Raw genomic sequence first — 16,564 nt, forward strand, 5'->3', positions numbered from 1 at the left:
GGGCTACCAGCGCAGCTGGCCGGTCAGGGCCTCGCGCAGCGCTCGCTTGTCGCGTAGGCCGATCACGTCGCGCTCGCGGTCGATGGTGAATTGCGGGTAGTCGTCGAGGGCCGCGAGCACGGCGTCTTGGGTCATCGCAAAGTTGGTCTTGATGGCCCCGCACAGCCGGCGAAGGCTCATGGTCGCGCCGAGATCGCGGTCCCACCTGCCCCAGCTGTCGAGGACCATCATCGCGAAGTTGGCGATCTCGGGCGCGGGCGGCCTGTCGGCGAGGGCGGCCGCGGCGAGCTGGCGCTTCTCCTCGGCCTCGGAGAAGCGCCGGGCGAGGGCGCGGATGAACGCGCCCATCCACGGCTTCATGCCCTCGACCTCGCGCTCGAGGACCTCGCGGGTGACGACCATGGTGTGGACCTCGGTCAGCGCGACCACGCTCGCGGTGCGCGGGGTCGAGGCGAGGATCGCCGTCTCGCCGAACACGTCGCCGGGGCCGAGGGTGCGCAGCGACTCCCAGCGCCCGTCGATCAGCTTGAAGACCTCGCACTGCCCGGCGACCAGGATGTAGGCGGCGTCGCCGACCTCGTCCTCGCGGATGATCCACTCCCCGGCCGCGAAGCGCTGGCGGGGGAAGTTGCCGCCGCCACGCATGAAGCGGCGCAGGTCGAGCTGGAGGGCCTCGACGCTCTCGTAGCGCGCGCCGACGTCCTTGGTCATGGCCCGGGCGACGATCCGCCGCAGCTCGCGGGCGATGGGCACGTCGGCGGGCAGGGCGGCCTCGGCCTCCTCGGCCTGAAGCAGGACCTCGATGGCGTTGCGCCCGTAGTAGGGCGGGTGACCGGTGAGGATCTCGAAGAGCATCGCGCCGAGGGCGAAGACGTCGGTGCGGGTGTCGATGGCCCGGTGATCGCCGCGCGCTTGCTCGGGGCTCATGTAGGCCGGCGTCCCCATGATCACGTCCTCGCGCAGGGGCAGGGGCAGGGGATCTTCGACCCAGCGGCTGGGTCCGAGGGGATCGCCGCCCGCGGGCTTGGACATGACCTTGGCGATGCCCCAGTCCATCAGATAGACCTGACCGTAGTCGCCGACGAGCACGTTGTCGGGCTTGAGATCGAGGTGGACGACGCCGCGGCTGTGGGCGAAGGCGGTCGCGTCGAGGACCTTGTTGAAGGCGTCGAGGAGCTGGAGCAGGTCCTCGTGATCGAGGGCGCTGGCGATCTTGCGCCCGCTGAGGTCGCTGCGCTCATGGGTCGCGCGGCGGGCATCGAGGAGGTCGTGGAGGGTGCGGCCCTCGACGAGCTTCATGGTGAAGTACAGGCGCCCGCGCTCGTCGACGCTGAGCTCGTGCACGGGGACGATGTTGGGGTGGTCGAGCTGCCCGGTGATCTGGGCCTCGCGCAGGAAGGAGCGCACGGCCAGCATCGACTCGCGCTGGTCGGGGTGGAGCAGCTTGATCGCTACGCGGCGTTGGAGCGCCCGGTCGACGGCGACCTCGATGGTCGCCATGCCGCCGCGGGCGAGCTCACCTTGGGGCTCGAGCCTGCGCGCGTGCGGGGGGATGACCGAGTGGATCAGCGCCTCGAGGGTCTGAGCCTCGTGTTTGCCCTCCAGCATGGCTCATTTGTACCCCGCCGAGGAGCCGTGGTGGGACCGCGCGGTCGCCAGGTTGAGGGCCGCGATGGCGCATTCGGCCAGGAAGTCGGCGTAGTTGTTCAGCACGTCCTCACCGGCGGCGAGCAATGTGTCGACTCGGTGGGGTGAGGCACGCAAAAAGCTGTCGAGGATCTCGGCCGTCCGCGCTTCGCTCATCGCGACGACGTCGGTGTAGAGCCGAACGCCGGGTTGGAGCTGGGCCTCCTCGGCGCGCTGGAGCAAGAGCGGCCCGAGCAGGGTCAGCAGCGCGTCGACCTCGTGGATCGCGGCCAGGAAGGTCCACGGCGCGTCGCTCTCGAGCAGGCTCCGGCGGCGCTGGAGCAGGCGCAGCAGCGAGGGCGGGGTCTGCTGCGTGAGCAGCTGGGTGTGTCCAATCTGGACGCTGCGCCGCTCGTTCCACTGCTCGACGAGGTCGCGCGCGTGGTCGGCGAGGCGGCGGTAACGAGGGATCGAGCCGCGCGCCAAGGTCAGCATGTCGCGGCCGAGCTGGTACTCCCTGACCGCCTGGCAGCGGTAGCTGCCCTCGAGCAAGAAGCGCTCCGACTCCTCGAGCAGCTTGAGCGAGAGCGCCGACCACTGGAGCGAGAAGGCGTGCAGCCGAGCGGGATCGACCCCGGGCTGGAGGAGGGGTGCGATCTCCGCTCGCTCGAGCACACGCTCCCGGGACCCGCCAAGGCGCGAGCTGTATGTGCCAAACGCGCTGTTTTCGTAGCCCATGGTCGCAAAGAGCGTTGTAAGAGCGATTAGGGAAAAAACCCTGAGAGACCTTCTAGCCGTGGTGGCATGGAATGGCAACAACCTCATCGAAAAAATTCAGTCACACTGGATGTTCGAGCGGGGCGAGAGCGCCCTTATCCAGGCTGGAGGTCGGGGTCCGCGCTGACCTGTTTCAGGGCGCTGATCGTGTTAGGCAGCGACCGTGCTCGACTATCTGCGGATCCGCGGCCTCGCGCTCCTCGACGACGTCGCCCTCGAGTTCGAGGGAGGGATGAACGTCCTTACAGGTGAGACAGGTGCCGGCAAGTCGATCATCGTCGACGCGCTCTCGCTCTTGCGCGGAGTCCGAGGTCGAGCCGAACTCGTGCGCGAGGGTGAGGAAGCGGCGCGGGTCGAGGCCCAGTTCGCGGTTCGGGATCGGGTCGGCGAGCGCCTCGCGCCCTTGTTGGAGGAGCACGGCCTGGAGCTCGACGAGGGCGCGCTGGTCCTCGAGCGCCGCGTGAAGCGTTCGGGGCGGGGGCGCGCCGCGGCCCAGTCCAACCTGACCACGCTGGCTGTGCTCGCCGAGCTCGGCGGTGAGCTGATCGAGATCTGTAGTCAGCACGAGCACCACTCGCTGACCCACGTTGGTCATCACCTCGAGCTGCTCGACGACTACGCGGAGCTCGGCGAGCTCGTCGAGCAGTACGCCGCGCGCTACCGCAGCTGGCGCGAGCTGTGCGAGCACATCGCCGACATCCGCGACCGCGAGGCCGAGCGCCTGCAGCGGGCCGACTATCTGCGCTTTCAGATCGAGGAGCTCGAGCGTGTGGCGCCGGAGCCCGGCGAGCACGATGCCCTCGAGCGCCGCCTGGGTCTGCTCCGCGCGGCCCACAAGCTGATCCACTTCGCCGCCGACGCCCGCGAGCGGCTCTACGAACGCGACGACGCGATCAGCTCGCAGCTGGCGGTGCTCGCCGACCGGGCCCGGCGCCTGCCCGAAGGTCTGGACTCGCTGCGCGAGCTCGCCGAGCAGCTCGAGGCCGCGCAGATCGCCTGTGACGAGGCGGCGGCGGCGGCGGGTCGCCTGGCCGACGACATCGAGTTCGGCCCTGGGGAGCTCGAGCAGGTCGAGGAGCGCGCCCACGAGCTCGGGCGCCTGCGTCGCAAGCACGGCTGCGACGTCGACGAGCTGATCGAGCGCCTCGCGGCCATGCGCGAGGAGCTCGACGGCCTCGAAGGCGCCGAGGATCGCCTCGCGGCCCTCGAGCTCGACGAGCGCGGGCGTCGGCGCGAGTGCGAGGCCCTGGCCGACACCCTCCACGAGCGCCGCGCGGCCGCGGGCGAGGGCCTGGCCCGGGCGATCGAGGCCGAGCTCGCCGCCCTGCACATCCCCGCGGCGCGCCTGGCCGTCGAGCTCTCGCCCCTGGGCGGGGAGCCGGGCAAGCCCGGCGACGGTGAAGACGGTGGCGAGCGTGCAGACGAGGGCGTCGAGCTCGGGCCGCGAGGTCGAGATCGGGCCGAGCTGCGCTTCTCGGCCAACCCCGGCGAGCCGCTCGCCTCCCTGGCCAAGGTCGCGTCCGGCGGTGAGCTGTCGCGGGTGCTGCTGGCCGTGAAGAGCGTCCTGGCCGGAGACCAGCGCGTCGCGACCTACGTCTTCGACGAGGTCGACGCGGGCGTCGGCGGGGCGGTGGCCGAGGCCATCGGTCAGCGCCTGCGCTGGGCGGCCTCGGGGCACCAGGTGCTTTGCATCACCCACCTGCCGCAGATCGCCGCCTTCGCGGACGCGCACTTTCGCGTGCAAAAGCAGGTCGTCGACGGGCGGACGGTGACGCGAGTGGTTCGCCTGGGAGAAGAGGAGCGCGTCGAGGAGCTCGCGCGCATGCTCGGCGGCAAGCGGGTCACGCAGAGCGCCCGGGAGCACGCCAAGGCGCTGCTCGAGGCGGCTCGGCGCGCGCCGACCCGCAGGGCCGGCAAGTCGGGGGGGAAGGCCGCTGGCAAGTCGGCGGCGAAGGGCGAGGCGCCCAAATCCGGGTCGGGCAAGTCCGGGTCGGGCAAGTCTGGGTCGGGCAAGTCTGGGTCGGGCAAGTCTGGGTCGGGCAAGTCTGGGTCGGGCAAGAAGGCGTCGAGCAAGTCCGGGTCGAGCAAGTCCGGGTCGAGCAAGACGGGGTCGAGCAAGAAGAAGTCTCGCGAGGACAAGGCCGGGGGCGGGGCCACGACGAGCAAGAAGAAGCGCCGGGCGAGCGGAGCTCGAGCCGCGAGCTGAGTGTCTCGAGTCGCCAGCGGGTCGTGTCGCGCGCCCGCGCCCTCGTCAGGTGAGGGCGAATGCGTCTACACTGCGCGCGGTGAGCGTCTTCGACCCCGAGAGTCCCCCGGCTGGCGGGTGGCGGGCCAAGGTCTACGAGGTCGTGTTCGGGACGGAGACCCGGGCCGGGTGGTGGTTCGACACCGTCTTGCTGGTGGCGATCCTCCTCAGCGTCGTCGCGATCAGCCTCGAGACCGTCGAGGCCATGGTCGCGCGCTACGGCCGGGTGCTGAAGATCATCGAATGGGTGATGACCGTGATCTTCACGGTCGAGTACGCCCTGCGGCTGATCTGCGTGCGCCGGGCCAAGGACTACGCCCTGTCCTTCATGGGCATCGTGGATCTGGTCTCGGTCCTGCCGACCTACCTGGCGCTCTTCTTCGCGGCCACGCCGGCGCTCCAGATCCTGCGGGCGCTCCGCCTGCTCCGGGTGTTCCGCGTGTTCCAGGTCGGGACGATGACCGAGGAGGGGGCGGGGCTCTATCGCGGCCTGCTCGCCTCGCGCTACAAGATCTCGGTCTTCCTGGGCACGGTGATGATCATCGTGGTGATCCAGGGCGCGCTGCTCTACTTCCTCGAGCACGAGGTCAACGAGGGCTTCACCTCGATCCCCCGGGCGATCTACTGGGCGATCGTCACCTTGACCACCGTCGGCTACGGCGACATCTCGCCGGTGACCATCGGCGGCCAGTTCATCGCCTCGGTCCTGATGCTGCTCGGCTATGGGATCATCGCCGTGCCCACGGGCATCGTGACCGCCGAGGTCGCGCTCTCGGAGTACATCCGCCGCGAGGGCGAGCGCGGCGGCCACGAGCCGGTGGTCGCGCTCCCGGCCGCGGCGCCCAACACCTGCGCCGGCCCGGTGCCCGCGCGCCTGGTGGTGCACGGGGCGGCGGCGAGCGTCGACGGCCGGGCCTCGACGGTCGAGGCCGCGAGCGCGGTGACGGGGCACGTCGATGTCGACGAGCAGGCGGGGGAGGCCGAGGAGCAGGTGCAGTCTGTCGATGCGCGGGATCCAGCCGGGCCCCGACACGCAGCGGACGCAGCGGACGCAGCGGACGAGCCCGAGGCGGTCGACGCCGAGCGAGCGAATGCCGAGCAGGCCGAGGCCCCGCCAGGCGAGGCGCAGGCACCACAGGAGACGCGATCATGAGCGAAGCTCCCAGGCAGGTCAGCGCCGGCGACTTCGTGTCCTCGGCCGTCGACAACCTCGTCACCCAGTTCTCGTCGGCCCTCGACTTCTATCGGGAGCTCGTCCAGAACAGCATCGACGCCGGCAGCGCGGCCGTCGACATCTGGCTCGACTTCGTCCCCAGCGAGGAAGAGGGCGCCGCGGGGGTGATCGAGATCCACGTCGACGACGGCGGCGAGGGCATGAACGAGGCGATCATCGACGAGCAGCTGACCACGCTGTTCTCGTCGAGCAAGGAGGACGACCTCACCAAGATCGGCAAGTTCGGCATCGGCTTCGTCTCGGTGTTTGCCCTGGGGCCGCGGGCGGTGCTGGTCCAGACCGGGCGCGACGGCGAATATTGGGAGGTGCTCTTCGACCACGACCGCAGCTTCTTCAAGTCGCGGATCGACGGCCCGGTCGAGGGCACGCAGATCACCTTGTTCCTCGAGGGCGACCGCGCCCGCTACTCCGAGCTGGTCACCGCCAGCCTCGAGACCATCGATCACTGGTGTCGGCACAGCGAGGTCGAGATCACCTTCGAGGACCGGGCCTCCGTCGACGGCGCGCTGGTCCAGGTCAACAAGCCCTTCACCGTCGAGGGCGAGTGCCTGAGCCAGGACGTGGACGAGGGCGCGGAGATCGTCTTGGCCTACTCGCGCGCGCCGATGTGGGGGTTTTACAACCGCGGCTTGGCCCTGGCCGTGGTCAGCGGCGACACCGATCTGGTCCCGGCGGCGCTGCGCCACGTGGCCTTTCGGGTCAAGTCTCGCTACCTCGAGCACACCCTCTCGCGCGAGACGGTGATGCGCGACCACAACTACGATCGGGTCATGGACCGGGTCAGGGCGGCGGCCGAGGGTCCGCTGCGCGCCGCCTTGGGCGAGGCGATCGTCGCGCTCGTGCACGCGGGCTCGGGCGGGCGGCGCTGGGCCCTGGCCGAGCGCCAGCGCTACTTCGAGCTCATGGGCTTCCTGGCCAGCGAGGGCCGCGAGGCGGTCGCGGCCATGCGCGAGCAGCCGATCTTGGTGAGCCTCGACGGGCGCGCGCTGAGCCTGGCCGAGCTGTGCGCGCGGGCCGAGGACGACGAGCGGGTGTTCGTCGACGATCAGAGCTCGCCGCTGAGCGAGGCGCTCGCGGCCCAGGGCACGCCGGTGATCCTCGTGCCGGGGCGCGAGGCGCTGGCCAAGCTCTCGACCGCGATGACCTTCGATCCGGTGGCGCGGGTGATCGTCGACGGCCTGGCCGGCGGCCTGGCGCGGCTCCAGGCCGCCGTCCGCGGTAAAAAGGAGGCGTCTCGCCACCGCGCGGCGCAGCTGCTCGCGCGGCCGGCAGCGGTCCTGGTCCGGGTCGAGCCGCTCGCGCAGGAGCACCCCCTCGTCGCGCTCACCCAGGAGGTGGTGCGCGCGGGCCTGGGCGGAGGCTCGAGCGTGCTGTCCAGGGCCTTCGACGCCCTGCGTGGCCGCGAGCAACGCAGCAGCTACCGCAAGCTGGTCGGCGCGCGGCTGCACGGGGCCGCGGGGGATCGCCAGCCGCTCTTCGTGGTCGCCCACGAGATCGCGCCGCTGATGGCCCCGCCCGCGCGGGTGCTCGGACCGACGATCTTCCGCGGCGAGACCGAGGCGGCGATCAACTGCGAGCACCCGCACTTCTACGCGCTCGCGCAGCTACATCGGCGCGAGCCGGCGCTGGCCGCCTACTGCCTGGCCAAGTGCTTGCTGCTCCACGCCGATCGCGAGCTCGAGCTCGACACGGCGCTGATGCAGGCCGCCCGGGCGCTCGAAGCCTGAGACCCGAGACCCGGGCAGAAGAGGCCGGCAGAAGATGCCAGCGAGGGCCGAGCTGGCGGGTAGATCCGCCTGGCGAGACAAGTCCCGGGGCGCGACCGCAAAAACGCAGGATCTCTCGCGCGGCGTGGTGACATGGATCGCAGCCCAGGGCGCTTCGTGGCGCGTGGTGTGAAGTGCGCTGGCGATGGCCGCTGGTGCCCGTGGCGGCCTCGCCCGTGGCCGCGGTCGAGGGCCGCGTGAATCGCTGATCTCGGCGAGCTCGGCGACGGTGAGCCTCGCCGAGAGCGTGCGCAGGGTCGTGCTCAGGGAGGTTTTGGACCGGTGGAAAAGCGGGCGCCTCGCGTTGTTTCGCGCTCGCCAATGCCGTAGGACCGAAGCGCCTCGATGTCGGTGACAGCCCACTCACGCGGTCCCCTCGGTTCTTGGCGCGGTGACCCCAGCGCCCTCGTCGCTGATCCCCGCGCGATCGCGGGCTTGCTCGGCCGCGTGCACCTGCCGCTCTTCGTGGTCGAGCGTGACGGCGCGCTCTTTGTCACGGCCGAGGGCGAGGCGAGCTTGGGCGCGGGTGAGTCGGGTGAGTCGGGTGAGCCGGGTGAGTTGGGCCTGCGTGGGTTGGTGCCCGCGACCCCCCTCGAGCACCTCGGGGATCCGCGCTTCGCCCGTGAGCACGGCGCGCGCTTCAACCTCGTCGGCGGGGCCATGGCCGGGGGCATCACCTCGGTGGCCATGGTCGAGGCCTTTGCGCGCGCCGGCATGCTGGCGATCTTCGGGGCCGCGGGCCTGGGCCTGGGCGAGGTCGAGGACGCGATCGCCGGCCTGTCGACGCGGCTGCTCGATCGCCCCTGGGGCAGCAACCTGATCCACAGCCCCTACGAGCCGCGCCTCGAGCAGGCGGTGGTCGATCTCTACCTGCGCCACGGCGTGCGGACCGTGTCCGCCTCGGCCTACCTCGATCTCACGCTGCCGCTGCTGCGCTACCGCTACGCCGGCATCGGCCGCGACGCGCAGGGCCGCCCGCACGCGCCCAACCGGGTGATCGCCAAGGTCTCGCGGGCCGAGGTCGCCAGCAAGTTCCTGGCCGCGCCCGCCGAGAAGTGGCTGCGCGCGCTGGTCGAGGCCGGCGCCCTGAGCCCTGCCCAGGCCGATCTCGCGGCGGCGCTGCCCGTGGCCACCGACCTCACCGCCGAGGCCGACTCGGGCGGGCACACCGACAAGCGCCCGGCGCTGACCTTGGTGCCCTCGATGATCGCCCTGCGCGACGCCGCGGCGGCGCGCTGCGAGGCGGCAGCGAAGATCCGGGTGGGCGCCGCGGGGGGCATCGGCACGCCCTGGGCGGCCGCGGCCGCCTTCGCCATGGGCGCGGCCTACCTGGTCACGGGGACCATCAACCAGGCCTGCGTCGAGTCGGGGACCAGCGACACCGTGCGCGCGCGCCTGGCCGAGGCCGGCGAGGCCGACGTGACCATGGCCCCCGCCGCCGACATGTTCGAGATGGGCGTCGAGCTCCAGGTGCTGCGCCGGGGCACGATGTTCCCCATGCGCGCGCGCAAGCTGTGGGCGCTCTACCGCGCCTACCCGAGCCTCGAGGCCCTGCCCGCGGGCGAGCGCGAGACCCTCGAGAAGGTCGTGTTTCGCAAGCCGCTGGCCCAGGTCTGGGAGGACACCGCGAACTTTTGGCGGGCCCGCGACCCCGAGCAGCTCGCCCGGGCGCAGCGCGACCCCAAGCACCAGATGGCGCTGTGCTTTCGCGCCTACCTGGGCCTGGCCTCGCGCTGGGCCAACCGCGGCGTGGTCGAGCGCGAGGCCGATTACCAGGTGTGGTGTGGCCCGGCGATCGGGGGCTTCAACGCCTGGACCGCGGGCAGTGAATTCGAGCGGCCCGCGGCCCGCCGCGTCGTGCCGATCTCGCTGAGCCTGCTGCACGGCGCCGCCGTGCTCACCCGGCTGTCGGCCCTGTGTGCGCAAGGCGTGCACGTCGGCGCCGAGGCCCTCGACCTCCGCCCCCGGCCCGTCGCCCAGCTCGAGGAGCTCTGCCTGTGACCGAGACCGACCCCACTGTCCGCGCGCGCGCCGTCCCCATCGCCATCGTCGGCCTCGACTGTCTGTTCCCCGGGGCCGACTCGCCGACGCGCTACTGGGCCAACCTGCGCGAGGGCGTCGACGCGATCACCGAGGTCCCGGCCACGCACTGGCGGGCCGAGGATCACTACGATCCCGACCCCAAGGCGCCCGACATGGTCTACGCCCGGCGCGGCGGCTTCCTGGCCCCCGTCGAGTTCGAGCCGCTGCGCTTTGGCGTTGCCCCGCGCGACCTCGAGGCCACGGACACCACTCAGCTGCTCGCGCTGCACGTGGCCGCGCGCGCCCTCGAGGACGCTGGCCTGGGCCCCGGGGGCCGCGACTTCGACCGCGAGCGCGCGGGCGTGGTCCTGGGAGTGACGGGCGCCCTCGAGCTGGTGATCCCCCTGGGCGCTCGCCTGGCGCACCCGCAGTGGCGCGCGGCCCTGCGCGAGGCGGGGGTCGACGCGGCCGTGGCCGAGGACGTCATCCAGCGCATCGCCGACGGCTACGTGCCCTGGCAGGAGAACTCCTTCCCCGGGCTGTTGGGCAACGTCACCGCCGGGCGGATCGCCAACCGCCTGGATCTGCACGGGACCAACTGCGTGGTCGATGCCGCCTGCGCCTCGTCGCTCTCGGCCCTGCACCTGGCGATGCTCGAGCTCCAGACCGGGCGCGCCGACCTGATGCTCTCGGGGGGCGTGGACGCGTTCAACGACGTGTTCATGTACGCCTGCTTCTCCAAGACCCCGGCGCTCTCGCCCAGCGGGGACGCGCGGCCCTTCTCCGACGACGCCGACGGGACCATGCTCGGCGAGGGCGTGGGGGTGGTCGTGCTCAAGCGCCTCGCCGACGCCGAGCGCGACGGGGATCGCATCTACGCGGTGATCCGCGGCATGGGCAGCTCGAGCGACGGCAAGGGCCAGGCGATCTACGCCCCCGACGCCGGCGGTCAGGCGCGGGCGGTGCGTCGGGCCTACGCCGAGGCCGGCGTGCGCCCGCGGGACATCGGTCTGCTCGAGGGCCACGGCACGGGGACCAAGGTCGGCGACGCCACGGAGCTGCGCGGGCTGGCCGCGGTCTACGGCGAGCTCGAGGGCGCGCCGTGGTGTGCCCTCGGCTCGGTCAAGTCGATGATCGGCCACACCAAGGCCGCGGCCGGGGTCGCTGGATTGATCAAGGCCGCGCTCGCGCTCCACCACCGGGTGCTCCCGCCCACGCTCAAGGTCGATCGCTCCAACGCGGCCCTGGCGGAGGCGCCGGCCTTCTACCTGGGCACGCACAAGCGTCCGTGGCTGGCGTCGCCCGGGGTCCTGCGCCGGGCGGCCGTCAGCGCGTTCGGCTTCGGCGGCAGCAACTTCCACTGCGTGCTCGAGGAGAGCCCGCGCGGCGCCGCGTCGCCGGCTTGGGTGGGCGACGTGCAGCTGCTCGCGCTCACGGCCGCGACGCGGGGGGAGCTGGCCGCGAGCTTGCGCGCGCTGCCCTTTGCGACCAAGACCCAGACCGCGAGCACGACCGCGACCGCAAATGAATGGGCGGCGCTGCGTCGCTTCGCCCACCGCAGCCGCGCCGAGTTCGAAGCGACGGCGGCCTGCCGCGTGGTGATCCCGATCTCCCGCGACGACGATCTGCCGAGCCTGCTCGAGCAAGTCGCCCGGGCCGTGGCCGAGGATCCCCGCTCGCGCTTCGTGACCCCGCAGGGAGCTGGCTTTGGCGAGGGCCCCGCGAAGGGCCGGCTCGCCGCCTTGTTCCCCGGCCAGGGCGCCCAGGCCGTGGGCATGCTCGGTGATCTCAGCTGCTTTTTCCCAGCCATGCGCCAGGGGGTGGAGCGGGTCCTGGCCGAGCTGCCCGAGGTGGGCGCGGCCCTCTACCCGCCGCAGGCGCGCAGCGAAGCCGAGGCGGTCACGCAGGCCGAGGCGCTCACGGCCACCGAGGTCGCGCAGCCGGCCCTGGGCGCGGTCAGCATGGGCGCGCTCGCGGTCTTGCGCGACGACTTTGGCGTGCGCCTCGACGCCGCCTTGGGCCACAGCTACGGGGAGCTGAGCGCGCTGTGTGCCGCCGGGGCGCTGCCCCTCGACGCCCTCGGCCGAGTCTCGCGCGAGCGCGGCGAGCTCATGGCCGCGGGCGAGGGCGATCGCGGCGCGATGCTGGCCGTGTTCGCGACCTTCGAGGAGGTCGCGGCCCAGCTGCGCGCGGCCGGCCTGTCCGGGCTGACCATCGCCAACCGCAACGGCCCGCGGCAGATGGTCTGCTCGGGTCCCACGGCCGATATCGAGGCGGCCGCGGCTCGGCTCGAGGGCGCGGGGATCCGCGTGCGTCGGCTGGCCGTGGCCGCGGCCTTTCACAGCCCTCTGGTCGCCGACGCCGAGGCGCCCTTCGCCGCGGCTCTGGCGACCGTGGACTTCGCCGCGCCGGCCTTCGAGGTCTACGCCAACGCGTCGGCGCGACCCTACGGGAGCGACCCCGCCGAGACCCGGGCGAGCCTGGCTGCTCAGATCGCGGCGCCCGTCGAATTCGTGGCCTGCGTGGAGGCGATGCTCGACGCGGGCGTCGACACCTTCGTGGAGATCGGGCCCGGGCGCCGGTTGAGCGCCCTCGTCGAGGCGATCGCCGGGGAGCGAGCGCTGACCTGCGCCGTCGATGCTGGGGGGGCGCGCTCGGGGCTCGTCGCCCTCGCGCGCGCGCTGGCGGCTTTGGCTGCGTGGGGGCAGCAGGTGACGCTGGCGGCCTGGGATCCCGAGCTCCCGGCCGAGGCGAGCGACGCCAAGCCCACGCTGCGCATGCCGATCTGCGGGGCCAACCTCAAGCCCAAGCCGGTCGAGCGCCCGCGGGTTCAGCCCGCGCAGCCGGCCTCGATCCAGGAGCCCTCGCGAGGACCGAGCGCGGCTGTGCCCACGCCCACAGCTGGTGGCTTCGCGTCGCCTCTGGCTGGCGCGTCCTCATCCTTCTCGTCCTCTTCATCAGGTGCGTTCGCGTCGTCCTCGGCCGGCGCCTTCACGCCGACGCCCAGCGCCGCTGGCCAAGCCCCCGAGCAACCTGCCTTGTCTTTGTCCTCCGATGATCCCTTGGCCGCTCTCCTCGCGCTCCAGGCCCAGACGGCGCGGCTGCACCAGCAGTTCCTGGAGGGGCAGACCCGCGCGATGGAGGCTCTGGGCGCGCTGATGCAAGGGAGCGTGCCGGCGCAGGTGAGCGTGCCGGCGCAGGTGAGCGTGCAGCCGGCCGTGACGATGGCGGCCCCGACGATGCCCTCGCCCATGCCACCGGCGCAGCCGGTGGCGCCTGCGATGCCCATGGCACAGCCCTTCGAGCCTGCACCGGTGCCAGTGCCGGTGCAGCAACTAGCGCCAGCGGCCAAGCCAACCACCGACATCGCCGCCGACGTGTTGGCTGTGGTGGCCGAAAAGACCGGCTACCCGGTGCAGATGCTGGAGCCCGCGATGGGACTGGACGCGGACCTGGGGATCGACTCGATCAAGCGGGTCGAGATCTTGTCTGCGCTGCAGGAGCGGCGGCCCGAGCTGCCGGTGATCGGCGCGGATCAGCTGGGTAGCTTGCAGACCCTGGCGGACGTCATCGCGCAGCTCGGTGGAGGCGTCGACGTTGCGCCGGCGCCCAGCCAGCAGCCGGTTGCGAGCGACATCGCCGCGGCCGTGCTGGCCGTGGTGGCGGAGAAGACCGGCTACCCGGTGCAGATGCTGGAGCCCGCGATGGGACTGGACGCGGACCTGGGGATCGACTCGATCAAGCGGGTCGAGATCCTGTCTGCGCTGCAGGAGCGGCGGCCCGAGCTGCCGGTGATCGGCGCGGATCAGCTGGGCAGCTTGCAGACCCTGGCGGACGTCATCGCCCACCTCGGTGGCGCTGCCGGTGCTGCGCCTGCGCCCAGTCAGCAGCCGGTTGCGAGCGACATCACCGAGGCCGTGCTGGCCGTGGTCGCGGAGAAGACCGGCTACCCGGCGCAGATGCTGGAGCCTTCCATGGGGTTGGACGCGGACTTGGGGATCGACTCGATCAAGCGAGTCGAGATTTTGTCCGCGCTGCAGGAGCGGCGCCCGGACTTGCCGGTGATCGGCGCGGAGCAGCTTGGCAGCTTGCAGACCCTGGCCGACGTCATCGCGCAGCTCGGCGGCTCGACGGCTGGGCCCACGGCGGGCGCGGCTGCGAGCGAGTCGCCTGCGAGCGCAGGGGAAGACCTGCTCGCGCTCTTGCTGAGCGTGGTGGCGGAGAAGACCGGCTACCCGGCGCAGATGCTGGAGTCCTCCATGGGGCTGGACGCGGACCTGGGGATCGACTCGATCAAGCGAGTCGAGATCCTGTCCGCGCTGCAAGAGCGGCGCCCCGAGCTGCCGGCGATCGGGGCGGATCAGCTGGGCAGCTTGCAGACCCTGGCCGACGTCGTGACGGCCCTCGGCGGGTCTTTGGCGGCGACGCCCGAGGGCGCGACACACCCGATGAGCGAGCCTGCGCAGGCGAGCCAAGGGGCGCGGCTCGAAGGCTGCGATGTCCTCGATCGCTACGCCGTGCTGCCCGGCGCGCCCTTGCCCGCGGGCCCGCGGCGATCGCTGCGGGCGGGCACCTCGTGGGTGCTGGGCGAGGAGGCCGCGGCCGTCGCCGCGGTCATCGAGGCGCTGCGCAGCATCGGCCGAGAGGCCCAGGCGCTGGGCATCGACGCGCCGCTGCCCGCCGGCGCGGCGGGCCTGGTGATCGTCGCGCCCGAGGACGCCGACCACGGGTGGATCAAGCGCTGCTTCGCGCGGGTCCGCGACGCGCGGGGCTCCCTGCGCGGCGACGGCCCGGGGCAGGGCGACGCGGCGGCGCTGCTCGTGTTCGTGACCCGCATGGGCGGCGGCTTTGGTCTGGAGGGCACGGCGCGGCCGCTGCACGGCGCGCTGGCTGGCCTGGCCAAGACGGCGGCGCGCGAGTGGGCGGACTGCTGCGTGCACCTCGTCGACCTCGCCGAGCTGGGGGCGCTGAACATCGCGCTGGCCGAGCTCGGCTCGCCCTGCGTCGAGATCGGGATCCGCGAAGGATCCGCGCACACCGTCGGCCTCGCGCGCCTGCCCGCGCCGACGCCCGCACCTGCGCCGCCGCTCGGCGCCGGAGAGGTCGCGCTCGTGACCGGCGGGGCCCGGGGCGTCACGGCCTGGGTCGCCCGCGCGCTGGCCGAGCAAGCCGGCTGCACCCTGGTGCTGGTCGGACGCTCGCAGCCGCCGGGACCCTGCCCGGAGCACCTGCGCGGCAAGACCGATGTTGCGGCGATCCAGGCGGCGATCCTCGCCGGCCCCAACCCGCCGCGCGCACCTTCGGCGCTGCGCGAGGCGGTCCACGCCGCGAAGGCGGCGGCGGAGATCCGCGAGACGCTGGCGGCGATCCGAGCGGCTGGCGCCCAGGTCGACTACCGCGCCTGTGACGTCCGCGACGCGGCAGCGGTGCGCGAGCTCGTCGCCGCGGTGACGGCCGAGCACGGTGAGATCCGCCTGCTCGTCCACGGCGCGGGCGTGCTCGCGGACAAGGCGATCGTCGACAAGAGCGAGGCCGACCTCGATCGGGTCTACGACACCAAGGTCCTCGGGGCCGAGCATTTGCTCGCGGCCCTCGAGGGCGAGGCCCTGCGCGGGGTGGTGATGTTCAGCAGCTCCACCGCTCGCTTTGGCCGCGTGGGTCAGGCCGACTACGCCATGGCCAACGAGGTGCTCGACAAGCTGGCCCAGGCCTTTGCCAGCGCCCACCCTCAAGCCCGCGTGCGCGCCCTCGGCTGGGGGCCGTGGGCCGGCGGGATGGTCACGCCTGCGCTGGTCGAGATGTTCGCGGCCGAGGGGGTGCGGACCATCGGCATGCGCGCGGGGGCCCAGACGATGCTCGATCTCCTGGCCCAGCCGGGGCCCGTGGAGGTCGTGGTCCTCGGCGAGGGCTCGGCGCTGCCGGGGGCGATCATGCTCGAGCCCGAACAGGCGGATCAGGCCGAGCAGGTCGAACGAGCTGCCGGGGCGCTGCCCGGGACCGGCGAGACCGTGTTTCGGCGGACCGTGGGCATCGAAGATCACCCCTTCTTGGCCAGCCACGCCATCGGCGGCAAGGCGGTGCTCCCCGCGGCGATGATGCTCGAGTGGTTCGCCCACGCGGCCACGGCCAGGCACCCCGGGCTGAGCTTCGCGGGCCTCGAGGATCTCGAGGTCTACCGCGGGGTCAAGCTCGGCCGGGCCGACAAGGTCGCGCTGCGCATCGAGGCCGCGCCAGTCGAGAAGCTCGGGACGCAGTTTCGGGTGCCGATGACCCTGTGCTCAGGCGACGACGCGCGGCCGGTGATCCACGCCCGGACCACGGTGGTGCTCGAGCCCTCGGACGCGGCAGCGACGGCGTCGGCATCGGCGTCATCGACATCGGCCAGCTTGTCGGCGATCGAGGCCGGCGGGCCCACGCCCGGCGAGCTGCCGGCCTACGCCGAGCCCGTGGATCACGTCTACGCCACGCGCCTCTTCCACGGCCAGGCCCTCCAGGGCATCACGAGCATCGACGGCCTCGCGGCGCCGGGCATCGACGCGACCTTGAGGGGGGCGCCGCGGCCCAAGGAGTGGATGCGCGCGCCGGTGCGCGGGCGCTGGATCACCGAGCCGCTGGCCATCGACTGCGGGCTCCAGGCGGTGATCGTGTGGAGCGCGACCCAGGCCGGCAGCCCCTCGCTGCCGAGCAAGCTCGGGGCCTATCGCCAGTTCCGACCCTTCCCGGCCGAGGGCGCCAAGCTCGGGGTGCGCATCGCCGAGCAGTCGGGGGCCCGGGTGATCGCGCAGCTCGACTGGTACGACCAAAGCGGCGCGCCCCTGGCTCGGCTGACCGGGGCGGAGTTCACCTTGGATCCGCGCCTGGCCCAGGCCTTCACCCGCAACCGCGTGGAGTAGC

Annotated in this window: 7 protein-coding genes; 5 read left to right on the forward strand and 2 right to left on the reverse strand. The window is 72.5% G+C overall.

Annotated elements, in window-relative coordinates; genetic code table 11:
* Nucleotides 1-3: 3 nt before the first annotated feature.
* Together G6O69_RS23035 and G6O69_RS23040 are read right to left on the reverse strand one after the other, a co-directional pair.
* The gene (locus tag G6O69_RS23035; protein WP_172305667.1) at nucleotides 4-1,608 is read right to left on the reverse strand and encodes a protein kinase; all 1,605 of its coding nucleotides are present in this window, start codon (nucleotides 1,606-1,608) and stop codon (nucleotides 4-6) included.
* A 3-nt stretch (nucleotides 1,609-1,611) separates the two neighbouring features.
* Nucleotides 1,612-2,301, reverse strand: coding sequence for a hypothetical protein (locus G6O69_RS23040; RefSeq protein WP_172305668.1), 690 nt, complete (start codon nucleotides 2,299-2,301; stop codon nucleotides 1,612-1,614).
* 265 nt (nucleotides 2,302-2,566) lie between these two features.
* On the opposite strand from G6O69_RS23040, the gene recN reads away from it, so the two are divergent.
* The 5 genes from recN to G6O69_RS23065 all read left to right on the forward strand — a co-directional run bounded on the left by recN (nucleotide 2,567) and on the right by G6O69_RS23065 (nucleotide 16,563).
* Entirely contained in the window at nucleotides 2,567-4,609 is a 2,043-nt protein-coding gene (recN, locus tag G6O69_RS23045) for a DNA repair protein RecN (protein ID WP_172305669.1), read from the forward strand.
* Nucleotides 4,610-4,688: 79 nt separating this feature from the next.
* On the forward strand, nucleotides 4,689-5,801 hold the full coding sequence (locus tag G6O69_RS23050; protein WP_172305670.1) for an ion transporter: 1,113 nt from the start codon (nucleotides 4,689-4,691) through the stop codon (nucleotides 5,799-5,801).
* Nucleotides 5,798-7,609, forward strand: coding sequence for an ATP-binding protein (locus G6O69_RS23055; protein WP_172305671.1), 1,812 nt, complete (start codon nucleotides 5,798-5,800; stop codon nucleotides 7,607-7,609). Before G6O69_RS23050 ends, G6O69_RS23055 begins: the two co-directional genes overlap by 4 nt.
* A gap of 384 nt (nucleotides 7,610-7,993) precedes the next feature.
* The gene (locus G6O69_RS23060) at nucleotides 7,994-9,649 is read left to right on the forward strand and encodes a PfaD family polyunsaturated fatty acid/polyketide biosynthesis protein (RefSeq protein ID WP_172305672.1); all 1,656 of its coding nucleotides are present in this window, start codon (nucleotides 7,994-7,996) and stop codon (nucleotides 9,647-9,649) included.
* Nucleotides 9,646-16,563 (forward strand): type I polyketide synthase, encoded by a 6,918-nt coding sequence (locus G6O69_RS23065; protein WP_217909892.1) that lies wholly within the window; start codon nucleotides 9,646-9,648, stop codon nucleotides 16,561-16,563. Before G6O69_RS23060 ends, G6O69_RS23065 begins: the two co-directional genes overlap by 4 nt.
* Nucleotide 16,564: the final 1 nt, after the last annotated feature.

The sequence above is a fragment of the Pseudenhygromyxa sp. WMMC2535 genome (genome assembly GCF_011083025.2).